At 68.7% G+C, this 15,508-nt stretch carries 16 protein-coding genes; 6 read left to right on the top strand and 10 right to left on the bottom strand.

Features of this window, described 5'->3' with window-relative positions; genetic code table 11:
* Window positions 1-191: 191 nt before the first annotated feature.
* A complete protein-coding gene (gmd, locus tag ACV4UX_RS12405; protein WP_491593593.1) occupies window positions 192-1,283 on the bottom strand; it encodes a GDP-mannose 4,6-dehydratase in 1,092 nt (363 codons plus the stop codon).
* Complete coding sequence (locus tag ACV4UX_RS12410; protein ID WP_491593594.1) at window positions 1,280-2,254, bottom strand: GDP-mannose 4,6-dehydratase; 975 nt, start codon at window positions 2,252-2,254, stop codon at window positions 1,280-1,282. Before ACV4UX_RS12410 ends, gmd begins: the two co-directional genes overlap by 4 nt.
* Window positions 2,255-2,524: 270 nt before the next feature.
* Between ACV4UX_RS12410 and ACV4UX_RS12415 the strand changes: the two genes are divergently transcribed.
* From ACV4UX_RS12415 to ACV4UX_RS12435, 5 genes are all read left to right on the top strand, one after another.
* Window positions 2,525-3,067 (top strand): periplasmic heavy metal sensor, encoded by a 543-nt coding sequence (locus ACV4UX_RS12415; protein ID WP_491593595.1) that lies wholly within the window; start codon window positions 2,525-2,527, stop codon window positions 3,065-3,067.
* Between the two features lie 162 nt (window positions 3,068-3,229).
* Window positions 3,230-4,459 carry a hypothetical protein gene (locus tag ACV4UX_RS12420; RefSeq protein ID WP_491593596.1) on the top strand — a complete coding sequence of 410 codons (1,230 nt, stop codon included), beginning with the start codon at window positions 3,230-3,232 and terminating at the stop codon, window positions 4,457-4,459.
* A gap of 4 nt (window positions 4,460-4,463) precedes the next feature.
* Entirely contained in the window at window positions 4,464-6,146 is a 1,683-nt protein-coding gene (locus tag ACV4UX_RS12425) for a two-component system sensor histidine kinase NtrB (RefSeq protein WP_491593597.1), read from the top strand.
* A 211-nt stretch (window positions 6,147-6,357) separates the two neighbouring features.
* Complete coding sequence (locus ACV4UX_RS12430; RefSeq protein ID WP_491593598.1) at window positions 6,358-7,743, top strand: sigma-54-dependent transcriptional regulator; 1,386 nt, start codon at window positions 6,358-6,360, stop codon at window positions 7,741-7,743.
* Window positions 7,740-8,042 (top strand): Hpt domain-containing protein, encoded by a 303-nt coding sequence (locus tag ACV4UX_RS12435; RefSeq protein WP_491593599.1) that lies wholly within the window; start codon window positions 7,740-7,742, stop codon window positions 8,040-8,042. Before ACV4UX_RS12430 ends, ACV4UX_RS12435 begins: the two co-directional genes overlap by 4 nt.
* Window positions 8,043-8,046: 4 nt before the next feature.
* On the opposite strand, the gene ACV4UX_RS12440 is transcribed toward ACV4UX_RS12435, so the two are convergent.
* The 7 genes from ACV4UX_RS12440 to ACV4UX_RS12470 all read right to left on the bottom strand — a co-directional run bounded on the left by ACV4UX_RS12440 (window position 8,047) and on the right by ACV4UX_RS12470 (window position 12,958).
* A complete protein-coding gene (locus tag ACV4UX_RS12440) occupies window positions 8,047-8,697 on the bottom strand; it encodes a response regulator (protein ID WP_491593600.1) in 651 nt (216 codons plus the stop codon).
* 206 nt (window positions 8,698-8,903) lie between these two features.
* On the bottom strand, window positions 8,904-9,251 hold the full coding sequence (locus ACV4UX_RS12445; RefSeq protein ID WP_491593601.1) for a ferredoxin-thioredoxin reductase catalytic domain-containing protein: 348 nt from the start codon (window positions 9,249-9,251) through the stop codon (window positions 8,904-8,906).
* A 4-nt stretch (window positions 9,252-9,255) separates the two neighbouring features.
* Window positions 9,256-9,507, bottom strand: coding sequence for a glutaredoxin family protein (locus ACV4UX_RS12450; RefSeq protein WP_491593602.1), 252 nt, complete (start codon window positions 9,505-9,507; stop codon window positions 9,256-9,258).
* Window positions 9,504-10,286, bottom strand: a complete 783-nt coding sequence (locus ACV4UX_RS12455; RefSeq protein WP_491593603.1) for an amino acid ABC transporter permease — start codon at window positions 10,284-10,286, stop codon at window positions 9,504-9,506. The genes ACV4UX_RS12450 and ACV4UX_RS12455 overlap by 4 nt, the downstream gene beginning before the upstream one ends.
* 44 nt (window positions 10,287-10,330) lie before the next feature.
* Window positions 10,331-11,131 carry a transporter substrate-binding domain-containing protein gene (locus tag ACV4UX_RS12460; RefSeq protein WP_491593604.1) on the bottom strand — a complete coding sequence of 267 codons (801 nt, stop codon included), beginning with the start codon at window positions 11,129-11,131 and terminating at the stop codon, window positions 10,331-10,333.
* A 187-nt stretch (window positions 11,132-11,318) separates the two neighbouring features.
* On the bottom strand, window positions 11,319-11,954 hold the full coding sequence (gene tmk / locus ACV4UX_RS12465) for a dTMP kinase (RefSeq protein ID WP_491593605.1): 636 nt from the start codon (window positions 11,952-11,954) through the stop codon (window positions 11,319-11,321).
* On the bottom strand, window positions 11,930-12,958 hold the full coding sequence (locus ACV4UX_RS12470; RefSeq protein WP_491593606.1) for a 3'-5' exoribonuclease YhaM family protein: 1,029 nt from the start codon (window positions 12,956-12,958) through the stop codon (window positions 11,930-11,932). Before ACV4UX_RS12470 ends, tmk begins: the two co-directional genes overlap by 25 nt.
* Before the next feature lie 133 nt (window positions 12,959-13,091).
* On the opposite strand from ACV4UX_RS12470, the gene surE reads away from it, so the two are divergent.
* A complete protein-coding gene (gene surE / locus ACV4UX_RS12475) occupies window positions 13,092-13,844 on the top strand; it encodes a 5'/3'-nucleotidase SurE (protein ID WP_173086724.1) in 753 nt (250 codons plus the stop codon).
* A 76-nt stretch (window positions 13,845-13,920) separates the two neighbouring features.
* On the opposite strand, the gene ACV4UX_RS12480 is transcribed toward surE, so the two are convergent.
* A partial coding sequence (locus tag ACV4UX_RS12480; RefSeq protein WP_491593607.1) for a potassium transporter Kup occupies window positions 13,921-15,508 on the bottom strand: 1,588 nt, incomplete at its 5' end.

Genomic DNA, 15,508 nt, shown 5'->3' on the forward strand with positions numbered 1-15,508 from the left:
TACCCGGTGAAGCCCGCGAAGCAATTGCCGGGGTCCGGGGGGAGGCTCTCCCCCCGGCGGGAGAGTGCAGAGAGGGCGGAGCCCTCTTTGCCCGCCGGAGGCTTCTTCCCCGCCACCCTGCGTCTCAACGAAAAGGCCGCCGCAGTCTGCGCGACTGCGGCGGCCTTGTGTACACGCGGGGGCGCGCTTCTCTACTCGTGGAAGTCGTAGGTGCGGAACCCCTGGGTTTTGCACATGTTGTCGCGTTCGGCGTCGCGCAGGTCGGCCTGGATCATCTCGGAGACCATCTGCCCGAAGGTGATCTTGGGGGTCCAGCCGAGTTTCTCGCGGGCCTTGGCGGGGTCGCCCAGGAGGGTTTCCACCTCGGTGGGCCGGAAGTAGCGCGGGTCCACGGCGACGAGGCACTTTCCGGTTTCGGCGTGGAAGGCTTTCTCTTCGACGCCTTCGCCTTCGAAGCGCAGGGGGATGCCCAGTTCCTTGGCGGCGGCCTGGACGAAATCGCGCACGCTGTACTGCACGCCGGTGGCGATCACGTAGTCGTCGGGGGTGTCCTGCTGGAGCATGAGCCACATCATCTTCACGTAGTCGCGGGCGTGTCCCCAGTCGCGTTTGGCGGAGAGGTTGCCCAGGAAGAGGGTGTCCTGGAGCCCCAGCTTGATGCGGGCCATGGCGCGGGTGATCTTGCGGGTGACGAAGGTTTCGCCGCGCAGGGGGGACTCGTGGTTGAAGAGGATGCCGTTGCAGGCGTACATCCCGTAGGCTTCGCGGTAGTTCACCGTGATCCAGTAGCCGTAGAGCTTGGCCACGGCGTAGGGGCTGCGCGGGTAGAAGGGGGTCTTCTCGGTCTGGGGCGTTTCCTGGACCAGGCCGTAGAGTTCGGAGGTGGAGGCCTGGTAGACGCGCGTCTTCTGCGCGAGGCCGAGGATGCGCACGGCTTCGAGGATGCGCAGGGTGCCCAGGGCGTCGCAGTTGGCGGTGTATTCGGGGGTCTCGAAGGAGACGGCCACGTGGGACTGCGCGGCGAGGTTGTAGATCTCGTCCGGCTGGATCTGCTGGATCACGCGGATGAGGTTGGTGGAGTCGGTGAGGTCGCCGTAGTGGAGGATGAACTTGCGGCCGTCGACGTGGGGATCCTGGTAGAGGTGGTCGATGCGGTCGGTGTTGAAGAGCGAGGAACGGCGCTTGAGTCCGTGGACCTCGTATCCCTTGCCGAGCAGCAGTTCGGCCAGATAGGCCCCGTCCTGGCCGGTGATGCCCGTGATGAGGGCTTTCTTGTGGCTCATGCTATGGTCTCCTGATGGGAAGTCTTTTGTTCGGCGCGCACCATGGCGGCGGCCACTTCGGGCATGGCCATGGTGGCGCGCCAGCCCAGCTTTTCCTGGGCTTTCGCTGGATTGGCGCGGCTCACGAGGATGTCGGAGGGGCGCAGGAGGCCCGGGTTGCGGTCCACGTGGTCGGCGTGGTCGAGGCCGAGTTCTGCGAAGACCCGGGCGGTGAAGTCCTGGAGGGAGAAGCTCCGGCCGGTGGCGATCACGTAGTCGTCGGGTTCGTCCTGCTGGAGCATGCGCCACATGGCGTCGACGTATTCGCCTGCCCAGCCCCAGTCGCGCACCACGTCGGTGTTGCCCAGGCTCAGGCGCTCGCCGGACCCGCTGGCGATGCGGCAGGCGGCGGCCACGATCTTGCGCGTGACGAAGCGCTGCGGGCGCAGGGGCGATTCGTGGTTGGAGAGGATGCCGGAGCAGGCGTAGAGCCCATAGGCCTCGCGGTAGTTGGCCACGGCCCAGTGGGCGGCGGCCTTGGCCACGGCATAGGGGCTGCGGGGCCGGAAGGGGGTCTCCTCGTCGGCGGGGCCGGGGGCGTTGCCGAACACCTCGGTGGAACAGGCGTTGTAGAGGCGAACGGGCTTGCCCAGCAGGCGCAGGAGTTCCAGGATGTTCAGGGTGGCGGCGGCCACGGACTCGAAGGTCTCCAGGGGCTGCTCGAAGGAGAGGCCCACGGAGCTTTGCCCCGCGAGGTTGTAGATCTCGTCGGGCTCGCAGCGCTCCACCGCCTGCCAGAGTCCCCGGAAATCGGTGACCGAGGCCGAGTGGATGACCACTCGATCCGCCACGCCCAGGGCCGCCAGGCCCGAGCGGTTGGCCATCTGGGCGTCGCGCGAGGTGCCGGCCACTCGATAGCCTTTGTCGCACAGGAGCCTGGAGAGGTAGGCCCCGTCCTGGCCGGAGATGCCGATGATGAGGGCGGATTTCATGCTGGGTCCGGGAGTTGACGTTTGGCGGCTTTTCTTGGGCCAAACGTAGGCCGCTGTCAATGGCGACCCGATGCGCTGTTGTGCAAATCGATGTGCAAGCAGTTGCACTTTGAGCGCGATGGATTCGGTGTGCTCACGTAAATAATCAACAACGTTGGCTTAATTTATTGGCACGCTTGCTGCTAAATGGTGGCGTCGGTCGACGAGACCCCGTCCGCCGCCGCACGCCGCGCCCGGCGCGGCATGATGGATGAATCCAAGGAGAACACCATGAAATCGCGTCTTGCCTTGTCGATCCTGGCCCTGGCGGCTGTCGTGGCCTTCGCGTCCCTGGCCGTCGCCCGTCCCGGCGGCGGGTTCCACGCCTGGCTTTCCAACCTGCCCCAGGAAAAGCAGGAGCAGGTGGCCAAGCTCTACGCCGAAGGCCGCCAGAAGCTCTATGACCTGGAGAGCCGCAAGTGGGCCAAGCAGGCCGAGATGAACGCCCTGCTCGTGCAGCCCAAACAGGACGCGGCCAAGATCGACGCCCTGGCCAAGGAGATCGGCACGCTCTCCTCCATGGTCTACCAGGAGCGCGTTGCCCTGCAGCAGCGCATCCTCAAGGAGACCGGCGTGAACATGCCCCTGGCGGGCGGCCCCGGCGGCGGCTACGGCCCCGGCTGCGGCGGCCCCGGCGGCGGCTACGGAAAGGGCATGGGCATGGGCTACGGCCCCGGCTGCGGCGGCCCCCAGGCGGCCCAGCCCCAGGCCGACCAGTTGCCCCCCTGCTGCCAGCCCCCCGGCCAGCAGGCCCCGCAAAAGCCCGCACAATAGTTCCTGTCCACCTCACCTCCCTCACCTCGGGAACCCCGCCCCCCATCGGCGGGGTTCCCCCTCATCCCTGGCCCGGCGATTGCCATGCACGCCCCCGAGGTATAAACCGCCCGAAGGCCCGGCCCCCTGCGGCCGGAGCGTTTCAACCCCGGGAGCCCGCTCATGATCCGACGTCTACTCTGGCTTCTCAGCTCCTTCGCCATGGCAGGCGTGGTCGCCTCCGCCCTGGCCCTCTTCGCGGGACCCTCCGCCGAAGTGGCCCAGTGGTCCGGCTGGACCTTTCTCGGCCTGTCCCACCCCAGGTGGCAGGCCCTGCACATGGGCCTGGGCGTCCTGCTGGCCCTGGCCTGGCTGGCCTCGCTCATCCCCTGCGGACGCCGCGTGATGGCCCCCGCCCAGGGCGAGGGCGACTTCGGCCCCTCCCTGGCCGTGGCCTGCATCGTCTTCGTGGCCTTCGCCGCCGCCTCGGCCCTGCTTCTTCCGCCGGGCGGAACCCTGGGGTCTCTCTCGGGGTCGCTCAAGAAGTGGCACGCCAAGAGCTTCGGGGAACCACCCCTGGCCGGAGCGGCCGACATGGCCCCTACGGAACTGGCCAAGCGGCTGAGCCTCGATCCCGGCAAGGCCCTCACCAACCTCGCCGTGCACAACGTGCGCCTGAGCTCCCCCGACGCCACCCTGGCCGAGATCGCCCGTCAGAACGGGCTCGTGCCCGCCGCCGTCTACGAGACCCTGCGCGGCGGCCGCGAGGCCAGGCTCCCAGCGCCCGTGGCCCAGGCCCAGGCCGAGGCCCCCAGGCCCCAGGCTCCGCCGCCCCCGGCCCTGCCCGCCGACCCCCCGCCGGGCCTGGGTCGCCTCAAGCTGGCCGACGTGTGCGAGCAATACGGCATGAACCTCCCGCGCGCCGTGGACACCCTGGCCAAGGCGGGCATCAAGGCCTCCGGCGACATGACCCTGCGCCAGATCGCCCAGTCCAACCTCATGCTGCCCGTGGAGGTCTACGACGCCCTGCGCGGCACGCCGCAGGCCGCGCCCGCGCCGCAGCAGGCTCCTGCCCCCGCGCCATCCCCCGCGCCGCAGCAGGCGCCCGCGCCCGTCGCCCAGCCCGCTCCGGCCCCTGAAACCCCGCACGGGCAGCAGCCGCCCATGCCCGCGCCGCCCCTCGTCGCCCCGCAGCCGCCCGCCCAGCAGGCCCCAACGGCCGTCCCCGTCCCCGAGGGCCTGGAACGCATGACCCTGGCCGCCTTCTGCCGCGAACACTCCCTGGACACCGCCCAGGCCCTGGCGCGCCTCAAGGCCAAAGGCATCGTGGCCTTCTCGGACATGACCTTCCGCGAACTGGCCATCGAGAACAACCTCACCCCCGAGCAGGTCATGGAACTGCTTGTGAGGTAACGCCATGGACGTCTCCGCCCCCAGAGCCCCGCGCAGCCTCCCGGCCCTTGCGGCCCTGGCCCTGGTGCTCATGGGGGCGGCCCTCTCGGTGATCACCTGGCGCAACTTGGAATCCCAGCGCCGCATCATCGACCAGCACGCCCTCTTCGCCGCGCGCACCATCCTGCGCGGCGTGGAGGCCAACTTCATGCGCCTGCTCCCCCACCTGGGGCGCATGCCGCGCGACCAGGCAGTGGAACGCCTCGAAGACCTCTTCCGCGAAGTGGTCGAATCCGGCGACCTCCTCTTCCTGGGCATCTACGGCGAGGACGGCGAACTCCACGTCTCCTCCGCCCCGCGCCACGCCAACAACGCCCTGCGCGCCCCCCTGGACCAGGACGCCCTGGCCGACCTGGCCATCACCGGCGAATGGTTCGGCACCCTCCCCCTGGGAGGACTGACCATGCTGGGCTACGCCGCCCGCATGCGCCCCGGCATGGCCAGGCTCTGCCCCGCCACCCCCGACACGCCGCCCGGACAGGAGCCACCCCCCGTCTACTTCCTCGTGGGACTCTCCCTGGACGAACACTACGCCCAGTACAACGCCATGCGCACCGCCGCCCTCATGCAGACTGGCTTCGTGCTGGGCGCGGCAGCCCTGGTCTGGGTGCTCCTGGTGGCCTTGCTGCGCCGCCGCGAGCAGTCCAGACGCCTCGTACGCCTGGAACACTTCCACTCCCGCCTGTTGGACTCGCTCCCCGAGGCCCTCCTCACCGTGGACGCCCAGGGCTTCGTCTCCGCCGCCAACCCGGCCGCCGCCGCCCTCCTCGGCCCAAGCCTCCCGGGGCGCGACTTCGCCTCGCTCCCCATCGCCGCCGCGCTCCACTCCAGCCACCCGGAACCGCAACCGTGGCGGCAGCTCGATCTCGACGGTCGAAACCTCGAAGTGCTCGTCGCGCCCCTCGAGGACGAAACGCTCCTGCTCCTGCGCGACCGCACCAAGCTGCGCTCCCTCGAACGCGACCTCGAGCAGTCCCGCCACCTCGCCGCGGTGGGACGCCTCGCCGCAGGCGTGGCCCACGAAATCCGCAACCCGCTTTCCGCCCTGCGCGGCTTCTCCCAGTTCTTCGCCGCCAAACTCAAAGGCAAGGACCCCGAGGAAACCTACGCCAACACCATGGTCCAGGAAGCCGACAGACTCGGCCGCGTCGTCACCGACCTGCTCTATCTCGCCCGGCCCAGGCCCTCCGAACCCGCGCCCGTCCACCTTCCGGAACTTGCCGCCGAGCTCGAGACACTCCTGCGCTTCGACTTCCAACGCGCCCAGGCCTCCTTCGAGACCGATCTCCAGGCCGACACCGCAGTCGCAGACCGCGACGGCCTCAAACAGGCCCTCATCAACCTCATCCTCAACGGACTCGCCAGCCTCCCCGAGCACGGCGGCGTCATCACCCTCGCCAGCCGGGAAACCCCCGACGGCGTAAGTCTGAGCGTCGTCGACACCGGCCGGGGCATGGAACCCGAAGAAAAACGTCGCGCCCTCGAACCCTTCTTCACCACCCGCAAGGAAGGCTCCGGACTGGGACTGGCCATCGTCCACAAGATCGTCCGCGACCACCTGGGGCAGCTCCACATCGACTCCGAACCGGGACAAGGCGCCGCCGTCACCCTCACGTTCCGGCACGCGCCCCAGGAGTCCCGGCCATGATCCGGAGGGAGGCGACGGCGCGGTCCGGGAAGCGGCCTCCGGCGTGCAAAGAGGGCTCCGCCCTCTCTGCACGCTCCCGCCGGGGGGAGAGCCTCCCCCCGGACCCCGGCGTTTGCTTCGCGTCGGCGGGAGGTGCTGCGGGGCACGGCGGCAGGAGTCTCGTGGGAGCAGCCTCCGGGTGCAGGGGTGACGGCTCAACCAACGGAGAGACATGAACACGCTTCTGGTGATCGACGACGAGCCCGGGCATCGCCTGATGGTGCGCGCTGTGATGGAGGATGCGGGCTGGCGGGTGGTGGAGGCCGCGTCGGGCGAGGCGGCGCTTCGGCATCTGCGCGGTTGCGCGCCTGCCGCGTTGCCTTCCGTGGCGCTTCTGGACATGCGCATGCCCGGCATGGACGGCATGGCTGCGCTGGCGGCGATCCAGGGTGTCGCGCCGGGGCTGCCGGTGGTGCTGCTCACGGCGTACGGCACGGTGGGGTCGGCGGTGGAGGCCATGAAGCGGGGGGCGTTCGATTATCTGACGAAGCCTGCGGACAACGAGGAGTTGAAGGCGGTGCTGGACAAGGCGGCGGAGTACGGCCGCCTGGTGTCGGAGAACAAGGAATTGCGGCGCAGGGTGGAATCCGGCGGGGCGGCGGGGCGTCTGGTGGGCGAGAGCCTGGGGATGCGCCAGGTGCGGGAGCTGTCGGCGCAGGTGGGCCCTGCGGAGGCCACGGTGCTCATCCTGGGCGAGTCGGGCACGGGCAAGGAGCTGGTGGCGGAACTGGTGCACGCCATGAGCCCGCGCGCGTCGAAGCCGCTGGTGAAGGTGAACTGCGCGGCCTTGCCGGGCGAGCTGCTGGAGAGCGAACTGTTCGGCTACGTGAAGGGCGCGTTCACTGGGGCCGTGAAGGACAAGCCGGGCCGGTTCCAGCTTGCTGCCGGGGGCACGCTCTTCCTGGACGAGGTGGGCGAGCTGCCGGTGAAGCTGCAGGCCAAGCTGTTGCGGGCCTTGCAGGAGCGGGTGGTGGAGCCGTTGGGCTCTGTGAAGCCGGTGGCCACGGACGTGCGCATCCTGGCGGCCACCAACCGGGACCTGCGCGCCGAGGTGGCGCGGGGCGCGTTCCGGGAGGACCTCTATTTCCGGCTGGCGGTGCTGGAGATCCGCATCCCGCCGCTGCGCGAGCGCCTGGAGGACCTGCCGGTGCTGGCGGCGCACCTGCTGGCCAAGCTGGGCGAGCGCAACAAGAAGACGGTGCGTTCGGTGAGCCCGTCGTACCTGGAGGCCCTGGGGCGCTACGGCTGGCCGGGCAACGTGCGGGAGCTGGAAAACGTGCTGGAGCGCTCGATCATCCTGTCGCGTTCGGACACGCTGACGCCGCAGACCCTGCCGCCGCACATGACCGAGGGAGCGGCGGCCTGCGCGCCGTGCCCGGAGCCTGCGGCCCCCGCGCCGGTGGGCCTTGAGGAGGCGGAGCGCCAGGCTCTGGTGCGGGCGCTGGAGGCCAACGAGGGGCACCGGGAGCGCACGGCGGAGGCGCTGGGCGTAAGCCGCAGGACGTTGCAGTACAAGCTGCGCAAGTACGGGCTGGCCAGGCGCGGGGGCGAGCGGTGATCGAGGGGATTCCCGAGGCCCTGCGACCTCTGGCGGGCGAGTTGGCCCAGGCCCTGCGGGGTGAGCTGGAGGGGGCGGGCTGCGCCTTGCGGGCGGGGGACCTTGAGGAGGTGAAGGCCAGGCTGCACGCGTTCAAGGGCGCGGCCATGCGTTTCGGGCTGACGGAGGTGTGGCAGGCGACGGCGCGGGCGGAGCAGGGGACGGGGAGGGCGCTGGCCCGAGCCCTGCGGGAACTGGGCGCACTGCTGGACGCGTTGGAGCGGGAGACGCGCGCGGAGGCTGCGGGGGGACAGGGCTGAGGCTTCAGTCCGCCTCGTCGAGCAGGCCCTGTTCCAGGCAGAAGGCGGCCAGTTCCAGGGAGCTGCGCAGTCCGAGCTTCTTCTTGAGGTTGGTCTTGTGTTTTTCCACGGTCTTCACCGAGACGAAGATGGCGTCCGAGATGTCCTTGTTGGTGAGGCCCTTGGCGGCGAACTTGAGCACCTGGCGTTCTCGGCGCGAGAGCATCTCCAGGGGGGATGGGGGCTTGTTGCCGCTGCGGCAGGCCTGGGCGAGCATGGCGGTGACTTCGCGGGAGAAGTAGCCCTGGCCGGCGGCCACGGCGGCGATGGCGGAATAGAGTTCCTCGTCGGAGCTCTGCTTGAGGAGGTATCCGTCCACTCCGGCCTGGATGGCGGCGGTGAGGAAGCTCTCCTTGCCATGTCCCGTGAGGGCCAGGATGCGCGTCCTGGGGAGGTGGCGCTTGATTTCCGCGATGGCCTCGGTGCCGTCCATGCGGGGCAGGGAGAGGTCCATGATCACCACGTCGGGGATCAGGGTCAGGGCCAGGGTCACGGCCGTCTGCCCGTCGGCCGCTTCGCCGCAGACCTCGAAATCGGTGTTGGAGAGGATCAAGGACTTGATCCCCTTCCTGACGATCTCCATGTCCTCAGCGATGAGCAGCGTGGTTTTTTTCACGGATTGCACTTGTAAGATGATGATTTCAGGTATCTAGAGTAGCCTAGCAGGATCTTTAGAAGAGTCAAGAGTTTGCGCCGCAGGAAGGAGCGGGGTTTGCAGTGGGAGGCGGCGCGGTTGCATGGGGCGCGCGGCCCGGCCGGGGATTTTGGCGGGAAGGTCCCCGGCCGGGGGAGCGAAGGCGGCTGGAGGCAGGAGCCGGGCCGCTAGTCCAGGCCCAGGGCGGCCAGGACCTTCTCGGCGGGCCTGCGTTCGGGCACCACGCGCGCGGGGAGCGCGCCGTCGTGCATGGCCTTGTTCATATAGAGGCCGCAGAAGCACTGGCCGTATTCGGCCACGTCGGCCTCCCGGTAGGCGCAGGGGCAGACGATGTCGCGGTCGGCCTCGTAGTCGCCCGAGGCCAGGCGGCAGGGGCAGGCCATGTGCCCGTAGCGCTCCTTGTTCACCAGGAGCATCTCCAGGAGGTCCATGGTCATGGCCTCGTCGGCGTTGAAGTGGTAGCCTTTCTTTTCCTGGACGGGGCCCAGCATGGCGCGCAGCGCTTTGGCGTCCACGGGCCTAGTCTCCGAGGGCCTTTTCCAGGGCGTCCCTGTCGAAGCCGATCACGGCGGTCTCGCCCACCATGACCGTGGGGAAGGACAGGCCCGGGTTCACCTTCTTGATGGCGTCGATGGTGTCGCGGCGCTCGTCGCCGGAGAGGCGGTCCACATAGACGCAGTCGTAGACTTGGCCGCGCTCGTCGAGGTATTCCTTGCAATGCTTGCAGTGGATGCAGGTGGAGAGGGCGTAGACCTTCACGATCTTGCTCATTGTGCGGCTCCTTGTGGTTTCGCGGCGGAGGGGCCGCGCGCAACGGTTTGGTAATTGATCCGCTTTTCCAGGCGGTAGGTCAAGGCCGAGAGAGGGTAGGTGAGGGCCAGGTAGAACAGGGCCAGGGGCAGATAGGCCTCGAAGGTCTTGTAGGTGGCGGCGTTGACGATCTCCGCGCCCTTGGTCAGTTCGCGCACGGCGATCACCGAGAGCAGCGAGGAATCCTTGATGAGCGAGACGAACTGCCCCGTCACCGGGGGGATGATGCGCCGCACGGCCTGGAGGAACACCACGTGGCGCAGGGTCTGGGCGTGGGTGAGCCCCGTGGAGCGCGCGGCCTCCCACTGGCCCTCGGAGATGGACTCGATGCCCGCGCGCACCATCTCCGTGATGTAGGCCCCGGAGAAGAAGGCCAGCACCGCCATGCCCGTGAGGAAGGGGTTGTCCACGCGCACCACCACGGCGAAGCAGAAATAGAAGATGTAGATCTGCGTGAGCAGCGGCGTGCCCCGGAAACACCAGACATAGAGCGTGGCCGCCTCGCGCAGCCAGATGTTCTGGGAGACACGGGCCAGCCCCCCGGCCAGGCCGATGCAAAGCCCCAGCGCGATGGCCCCGCAGGAGACCAGCACGGTGTTGGCGAAGCCGGTCAGGAACAGCTCCCGGTATTGCCACACCACGTGCCAGTTCCAGTTGTAGTCCAGTGTGGACAGGGCGGCGGCAAGGGCCAGGACGGCCAGGGCCAGGAGGACGAAGCGCACGAGGATGCGGTGGAGCATGGGGGGGTGAGGGCCCCGGCCGCGCGGCCGGGGCCCGGGAAGGACTAGTTGAGCAGGGGCTCGACGTATCTGGCGCGCAGTTCTTCCAGCGTGCCGTCGTTGCGGCGCAGGGAGACGAACATTTCCAGCCAGTTCCAGAGGTCGAAGTCTCCCTTGCGCATGGCGATGCAGAAGGGCTCGTAGGTGAAGGGCTTGAGCAGCGCGCGGGTGGCCTGGGGGAATTCCTTGGCGTGGCGCGCGATGGAGAGCTGGTCGTAGAGGAAGGCGTCGGCGCGGCCGTTGACCACCTCCTGCACGCAGGCGGACTCGTCCTTGTAGCGGTTGATGGTGGCCTTGGGGAAGCGCTTGGAGGCCACGATGTCGGCGGTGGTGCCGGTTTTCACGGCGATGACGCGCTTGGGTTCGTTGAGGGCGTCCACGCTTTCGAGGTCCGGCGCGCGCTTGGAGGAGAGCAGGGCGCAAAGGCCCGTCGTGAAGTAGGCGCTGGTGAAGGTGATGGTCTTGGCGCGCTCCAGGGTGCCGGTGATGCCGGAGATGATCAGGTCGATCTTGCCGGTCTGGAGGGCGGGGATGAGCCCGGTCCACTCCATGTCCTTGATTTCCAGCTCCACGCCCAGGTCCTTGGCGATCATGCGGGCCAGGTCCACGTCCAGGCCCACGGGCATGCCCTTGGCGTCGGTGGTTTCGAAGGGCGGGTATTTGAGCTCCATGCCCACCACCAGCTTCTTGCGGTTGACGATCTCCGTCAGCTGGCTGTTCCTGCTGATGTCGAAGGGCGTCTGCGCCAGGGCAGCCTGGGCGCAGAGCAGTACGGCGGCAAACAACATGAACACGGCGCGTTGCATCTCGCGGCCTCCTGTGGGGTCGTTCTGCGAAACGGGGTTACCTCAAAAGAGCGGCTGGGGCAAAGAGTAGTTCCGAATGGAACAATGTCCAGTGCCGCGCCCGGATCGCTCCGGCAGGAGCCAGGCTCCCGGCGTCGGCAAACGCTCGGAGCGTGCGCTTTGTGCCGCGCGCGCCCGGCGCAGGGGGTCACGCCCCGGGCAGGTCCGCCAGGGCCTGACGCACCCTGGCGAAGACGGCCACGGGGTCGCCGGAGGCGTCCACCACGGCGAAGCGGGCGGGCTCGCGCCGGGCCAACTCCAGGAAGCCCTGGCGAACCCGGTGGTGGAAGGCCAGGTCCAGGGCCTCGAAACGCCCCTCGGACTGGCTGGCCCCGGCTGCGTGGTTGCGCCCCCTGGCGCGGGTCAGGCCCTGTTCGGGGTCCAGGTCCAGGAGCACGGTGAGGTCCGGCGAGAGCCCCCCCGTGGCCAGGCGTCCCAGGTCGAGGAGCGTCTCCACGTCCAGGCCCCTGCCGAAGCCCTGGTAGGCCACGGTGGAATCGTGGAAGCGGTCGCAGAGCACGGCCTTGCCGGCCTCCAGGGCGGGGCGCACCACCTGGGCCACGTGCTGGGCGCGGTCGGCCAGGTACATGAAGAGTTCGGCGGTGGGGTCCAGGTGGGTGTTGCGGGCGTCCAGCAGGATGCGGCGCAGTTCCAGGCCCAGGGCGCAGCCGCCGGGCTGTCGCGTGGCCAGGGCCTCGCGGCCCTGGGTATCGATCCAGTCCTTGGCCAGGGCGATCTGGGTGGACTTGCCGGAGCCTTCTACGCCTTCAAAGGTAATGAACACTGGCTGGGCCCCTGTTCGGGTTTCCTGGGCTGCGGCGCTTCGGGGCGCACGCGCGCGGGGTTGAAGACGTAGCGGTCCAGGCCGCGCACGAAGGAGGTGACGCCGATCTTCTCGGGATCGTCCACGGCGGCCTGGAACTGGTGGACCTTGGCGTCGATGTTGTCCGCGAAGTGCAGGAGCATGGCCTCGGGGGTCATGGGCGAGCGGGGCGAGCCGTAGGCCAGCTCGCCGTGGTGGCTGATGAGCATGTGCCGGAAGTGCAGCACGAGGCCCGGGTCCAGGTCCTTGGCTTTGCGCAGGAAGGGCTCCAGGACGCCCATGCCAAGCACGATGTGGCCGAGCATCTGCCCTTCGTCGGTGTAGTCGCGGGTGAGGCCGCTGGAGAGTTCCCAGGCCTTGCCCATGTCGTGGAAGGCGGCGGCGGCCAGGAGGGTGTCGCGGTCCAGGTCCGGGTAGAGCTGGCACAGCGCCAGGACCACGCGGCACACGGCCAGGGTGTGCTCGACCAGGCCGCCCCGGTAGGCGTGGTGCATGGCCTTGGCCCCGGGGGCGGCAAGGAGTCTGGCGCGGATGTCGGGGTCCGTGAGCACCTTCTTGCAGAAGCGCCGCCAGGGGGCGTGGCCGATGTTGGCGCTGAGGAGTTCCTCGAGCTTGGCGTAGAGCGACTCGGGCTTTTCGGCGCTCTCGGGGAGGAAGTCGCCGTGGTCGACGCCCTCGGGGGCCGCGCCCAGGAGGGTGAGGCCGTCGAGGTTGATCTGGGGCTGGTCGCGGTAGGCGGTGACGGAGCCCGTGGCCAGGGCGAACTGCCCGGCCTGGATGTCGTCGAAGGCCTGGGCCCCGGGGGACCAGAGCTTGGCGTCGATGGCGCCGGAGGCGTCCTGGAGCTTGAGGGACCAGAAGGGTCCGTTGCGGGCCTGGCCCTTGGAGGCCTGGGCCACGAGGAAGCACTCGTTCACCTGGAGGCCCACGCTCAGGTCGCGCACAAAGATGCGTTTGTCGGTCACCGTCTTGCCAGCTTGTCGGGGGTTCACTAGTATGGGGTCAACTCGTGGGTTGAGTTACAGATTTCCACAGGCCGGGGCAAGAGGTCCTGGCCGGGGGGAGCGGCCCGCGCAACCAGAAAACCTCGTAGGTTCCATGAACATCCTCCTCACCAACGACGACGGCATCCAGGCCGTGGGCCTGCGCTCCCTTTACCACGCCCTCAAGCGCGCCGGGCACACGGTGCATGTGGTGGCCCCGGTCACGGAGATGAGCGCCGTGGGCCACGCCGTCACCCTGGCGGCCCCCCTGCGCGTGAAAATCTTCGACGAGCAGGGCTTCTACGGGCAGGGCGTCTCCGGCACGCCCGCCGACTGCGTGAAGCTGGGGCTCACCACGCTGCTCCCCGCGCCCCCGGACATCGTGGTCTCGGGCATCAACGCCGGGGCCAACGTGGGCGTGGACATCCTCTATTCCGGCACCGTCTCCGCCGCCACCGAGGGCGCGCTCATGGGCCTGCCCGCCCTGGCCGTCTCCTACGACCACTTCAGCCCCCAGGACCTGGCCGCACAGGGCGACTGGACCGCCGCCTTCCTGCACAAGGTCGACTGGGCCGCCCTGCCGCTCCACTGCGTGCTCAACCTCAACTTCCCCGACCGCCCCATGGACCAGGCCAGGCCCCTCAAGGTCTGCCCCCAGACCAGCGCCGGCTACGACGACTGGTACGAGGAGCGCACCGACCCGCGCGGCCGCAAATACTACTGGCTCACCGGCGTCATCCCGCCCGAGAAGGTCCGCCCCGGGCAGGACCGCGCCCTGCTCACCGAGGGCCACGTGACCCTCACCCCCCTGCGCTTCGACTTCACCGACCACGCCGTCATGCAGACCCTGGCCCACCTGGACGGCTGAGCGCTACCCGCCGAAAGAACAAAGCCCGGACGGCCGCATGGCCGTCCGGGCTTTCTTGCGTCGAGGGGGCGTTTCCCTACAATTCCACCTGCACGCCCAGCTCCATCACCCGGCCGGGCGGGATGTTGAAATAGGCCGAGGCGGGCCGGGCGTTGCGGCTCATGAACTCGAAGAGGCGCTTGCGCCATGGGGCCATGGAGGTTTTGCCGCTGGTGAAGAGCGATTCGCGGCCAAGGAAATAAGTGGTGTCCGCCAGGTCGATGTCCACGCCCGCCGAGCGCACGAACTCCAGGATCTGCGGCACGTCCGGGGTCTGCATGAAGCCGTAGGTGGCGATCACGCGGTAGAAGCCCTCGCCCAGGCAGGAGACGGCCAGGTTCTCGCCCAGGCTGGCGTAGGGCTCGTCGGAGGATTGCATGGAGAGGATCACCACCTTCTGGTGGATCATCTTGGTGTGTTTGAAGAAGTGCAGGAGCGTCACCGGCGCGCCCGTTGGCGACACCGAGAGGAACACCGCCGTGCCTTTGCCCCGATGGGGTTTTTTGGCCTCCACGTCCTTCAGGAAGAGCTCCAGGGGAATGGATTCCTTGCGCAGGGCCGCGCCCAGGGCGGCGCGTCCGGCCTTCCAGGTGCTCATGCACAGCACCACCGTGGCCGCGATGACCACGGGAATCCAGCCGCCGTCGAAGATCTTGAGCAGGTTGGCCCCGAAGAAGGACACGTCGAAGCTCAGAAAGAGCGCGAGCAGCGGCAGGGCCTTCCACAGGGGCCAGCCCCAGCGCTTGTGCGCCACGAGGAAGTAGAGGCAGGAGGTGATGGTCATGGTGGCGGTCACGGCGATGCCGTAGGCCGCAGCCAGCCTGCTGGACTCCTTGAAGATGAGCACCAGGGCCACACAGCCCCACATGAGGAAGGCGTTGATCTCGGGGATGTAGATCTGGCCTTCCATGTCGCTGGCGGTGTGGATGATGCGCACGCGCGGATAATAGCCCAGCTGCACGGCCTGGCGGATGATGGAGAAGATGCCCGAGATCATGGCCTGGCTGGCGATGATGGTGGCCATGGTGGAGAGCGCCACCATGGGCAGCACCCAGCCCCGGGGCACGATGCCGTAGAAGGGGTTGGCCACGATGTCCGGGGCGGCCAGGAGACCCGCGCCCTGGCCGAAGTAGTTGAGCAGCAGCCCCGGGTAGGCGTAGAACAGCCAGGAGAGCTGGATGGCCCGTTTCCCGAAATGGCCCATGTCCGCATAGAGGGCCTCGCCGCCGGTGATGCACAGCACCACCGAGCCCAGCACCAGCAGGCCGTGCAGGTGGTTGCGCGCGAAGAAGTCCACGGCGAAGGCGGGGTTGAGCGCCGCGAGCACCTGGGGGTGCTCCGCGATCTGCCAGAGCCCCAGCCCGCCGATCACGCAGAACCATACGATCATCACGGGCCCGAAGATGCGCCCGATGCCAGCCGTGCCGTGCTTCTGCACCATGAACAGGCCGAAGAGGATCACCAGGGTCAGGGGCTCCACGAGCCGACCGGCCGCCGGCGTGACCACCTCCAGGCCCTCCATGGCCGAGAGCACCGAGATGGCAGGGGTGATCACCGCCTCGCCGCAGAGCAGCGCAACAGGTTTGTTAAAGGCATGCCTCACGCCAAGCTCATACATTACATTT

The sequence above is a fragment of the Fundidesulfovibrio sp. genome, assembly GCF_058402725.1.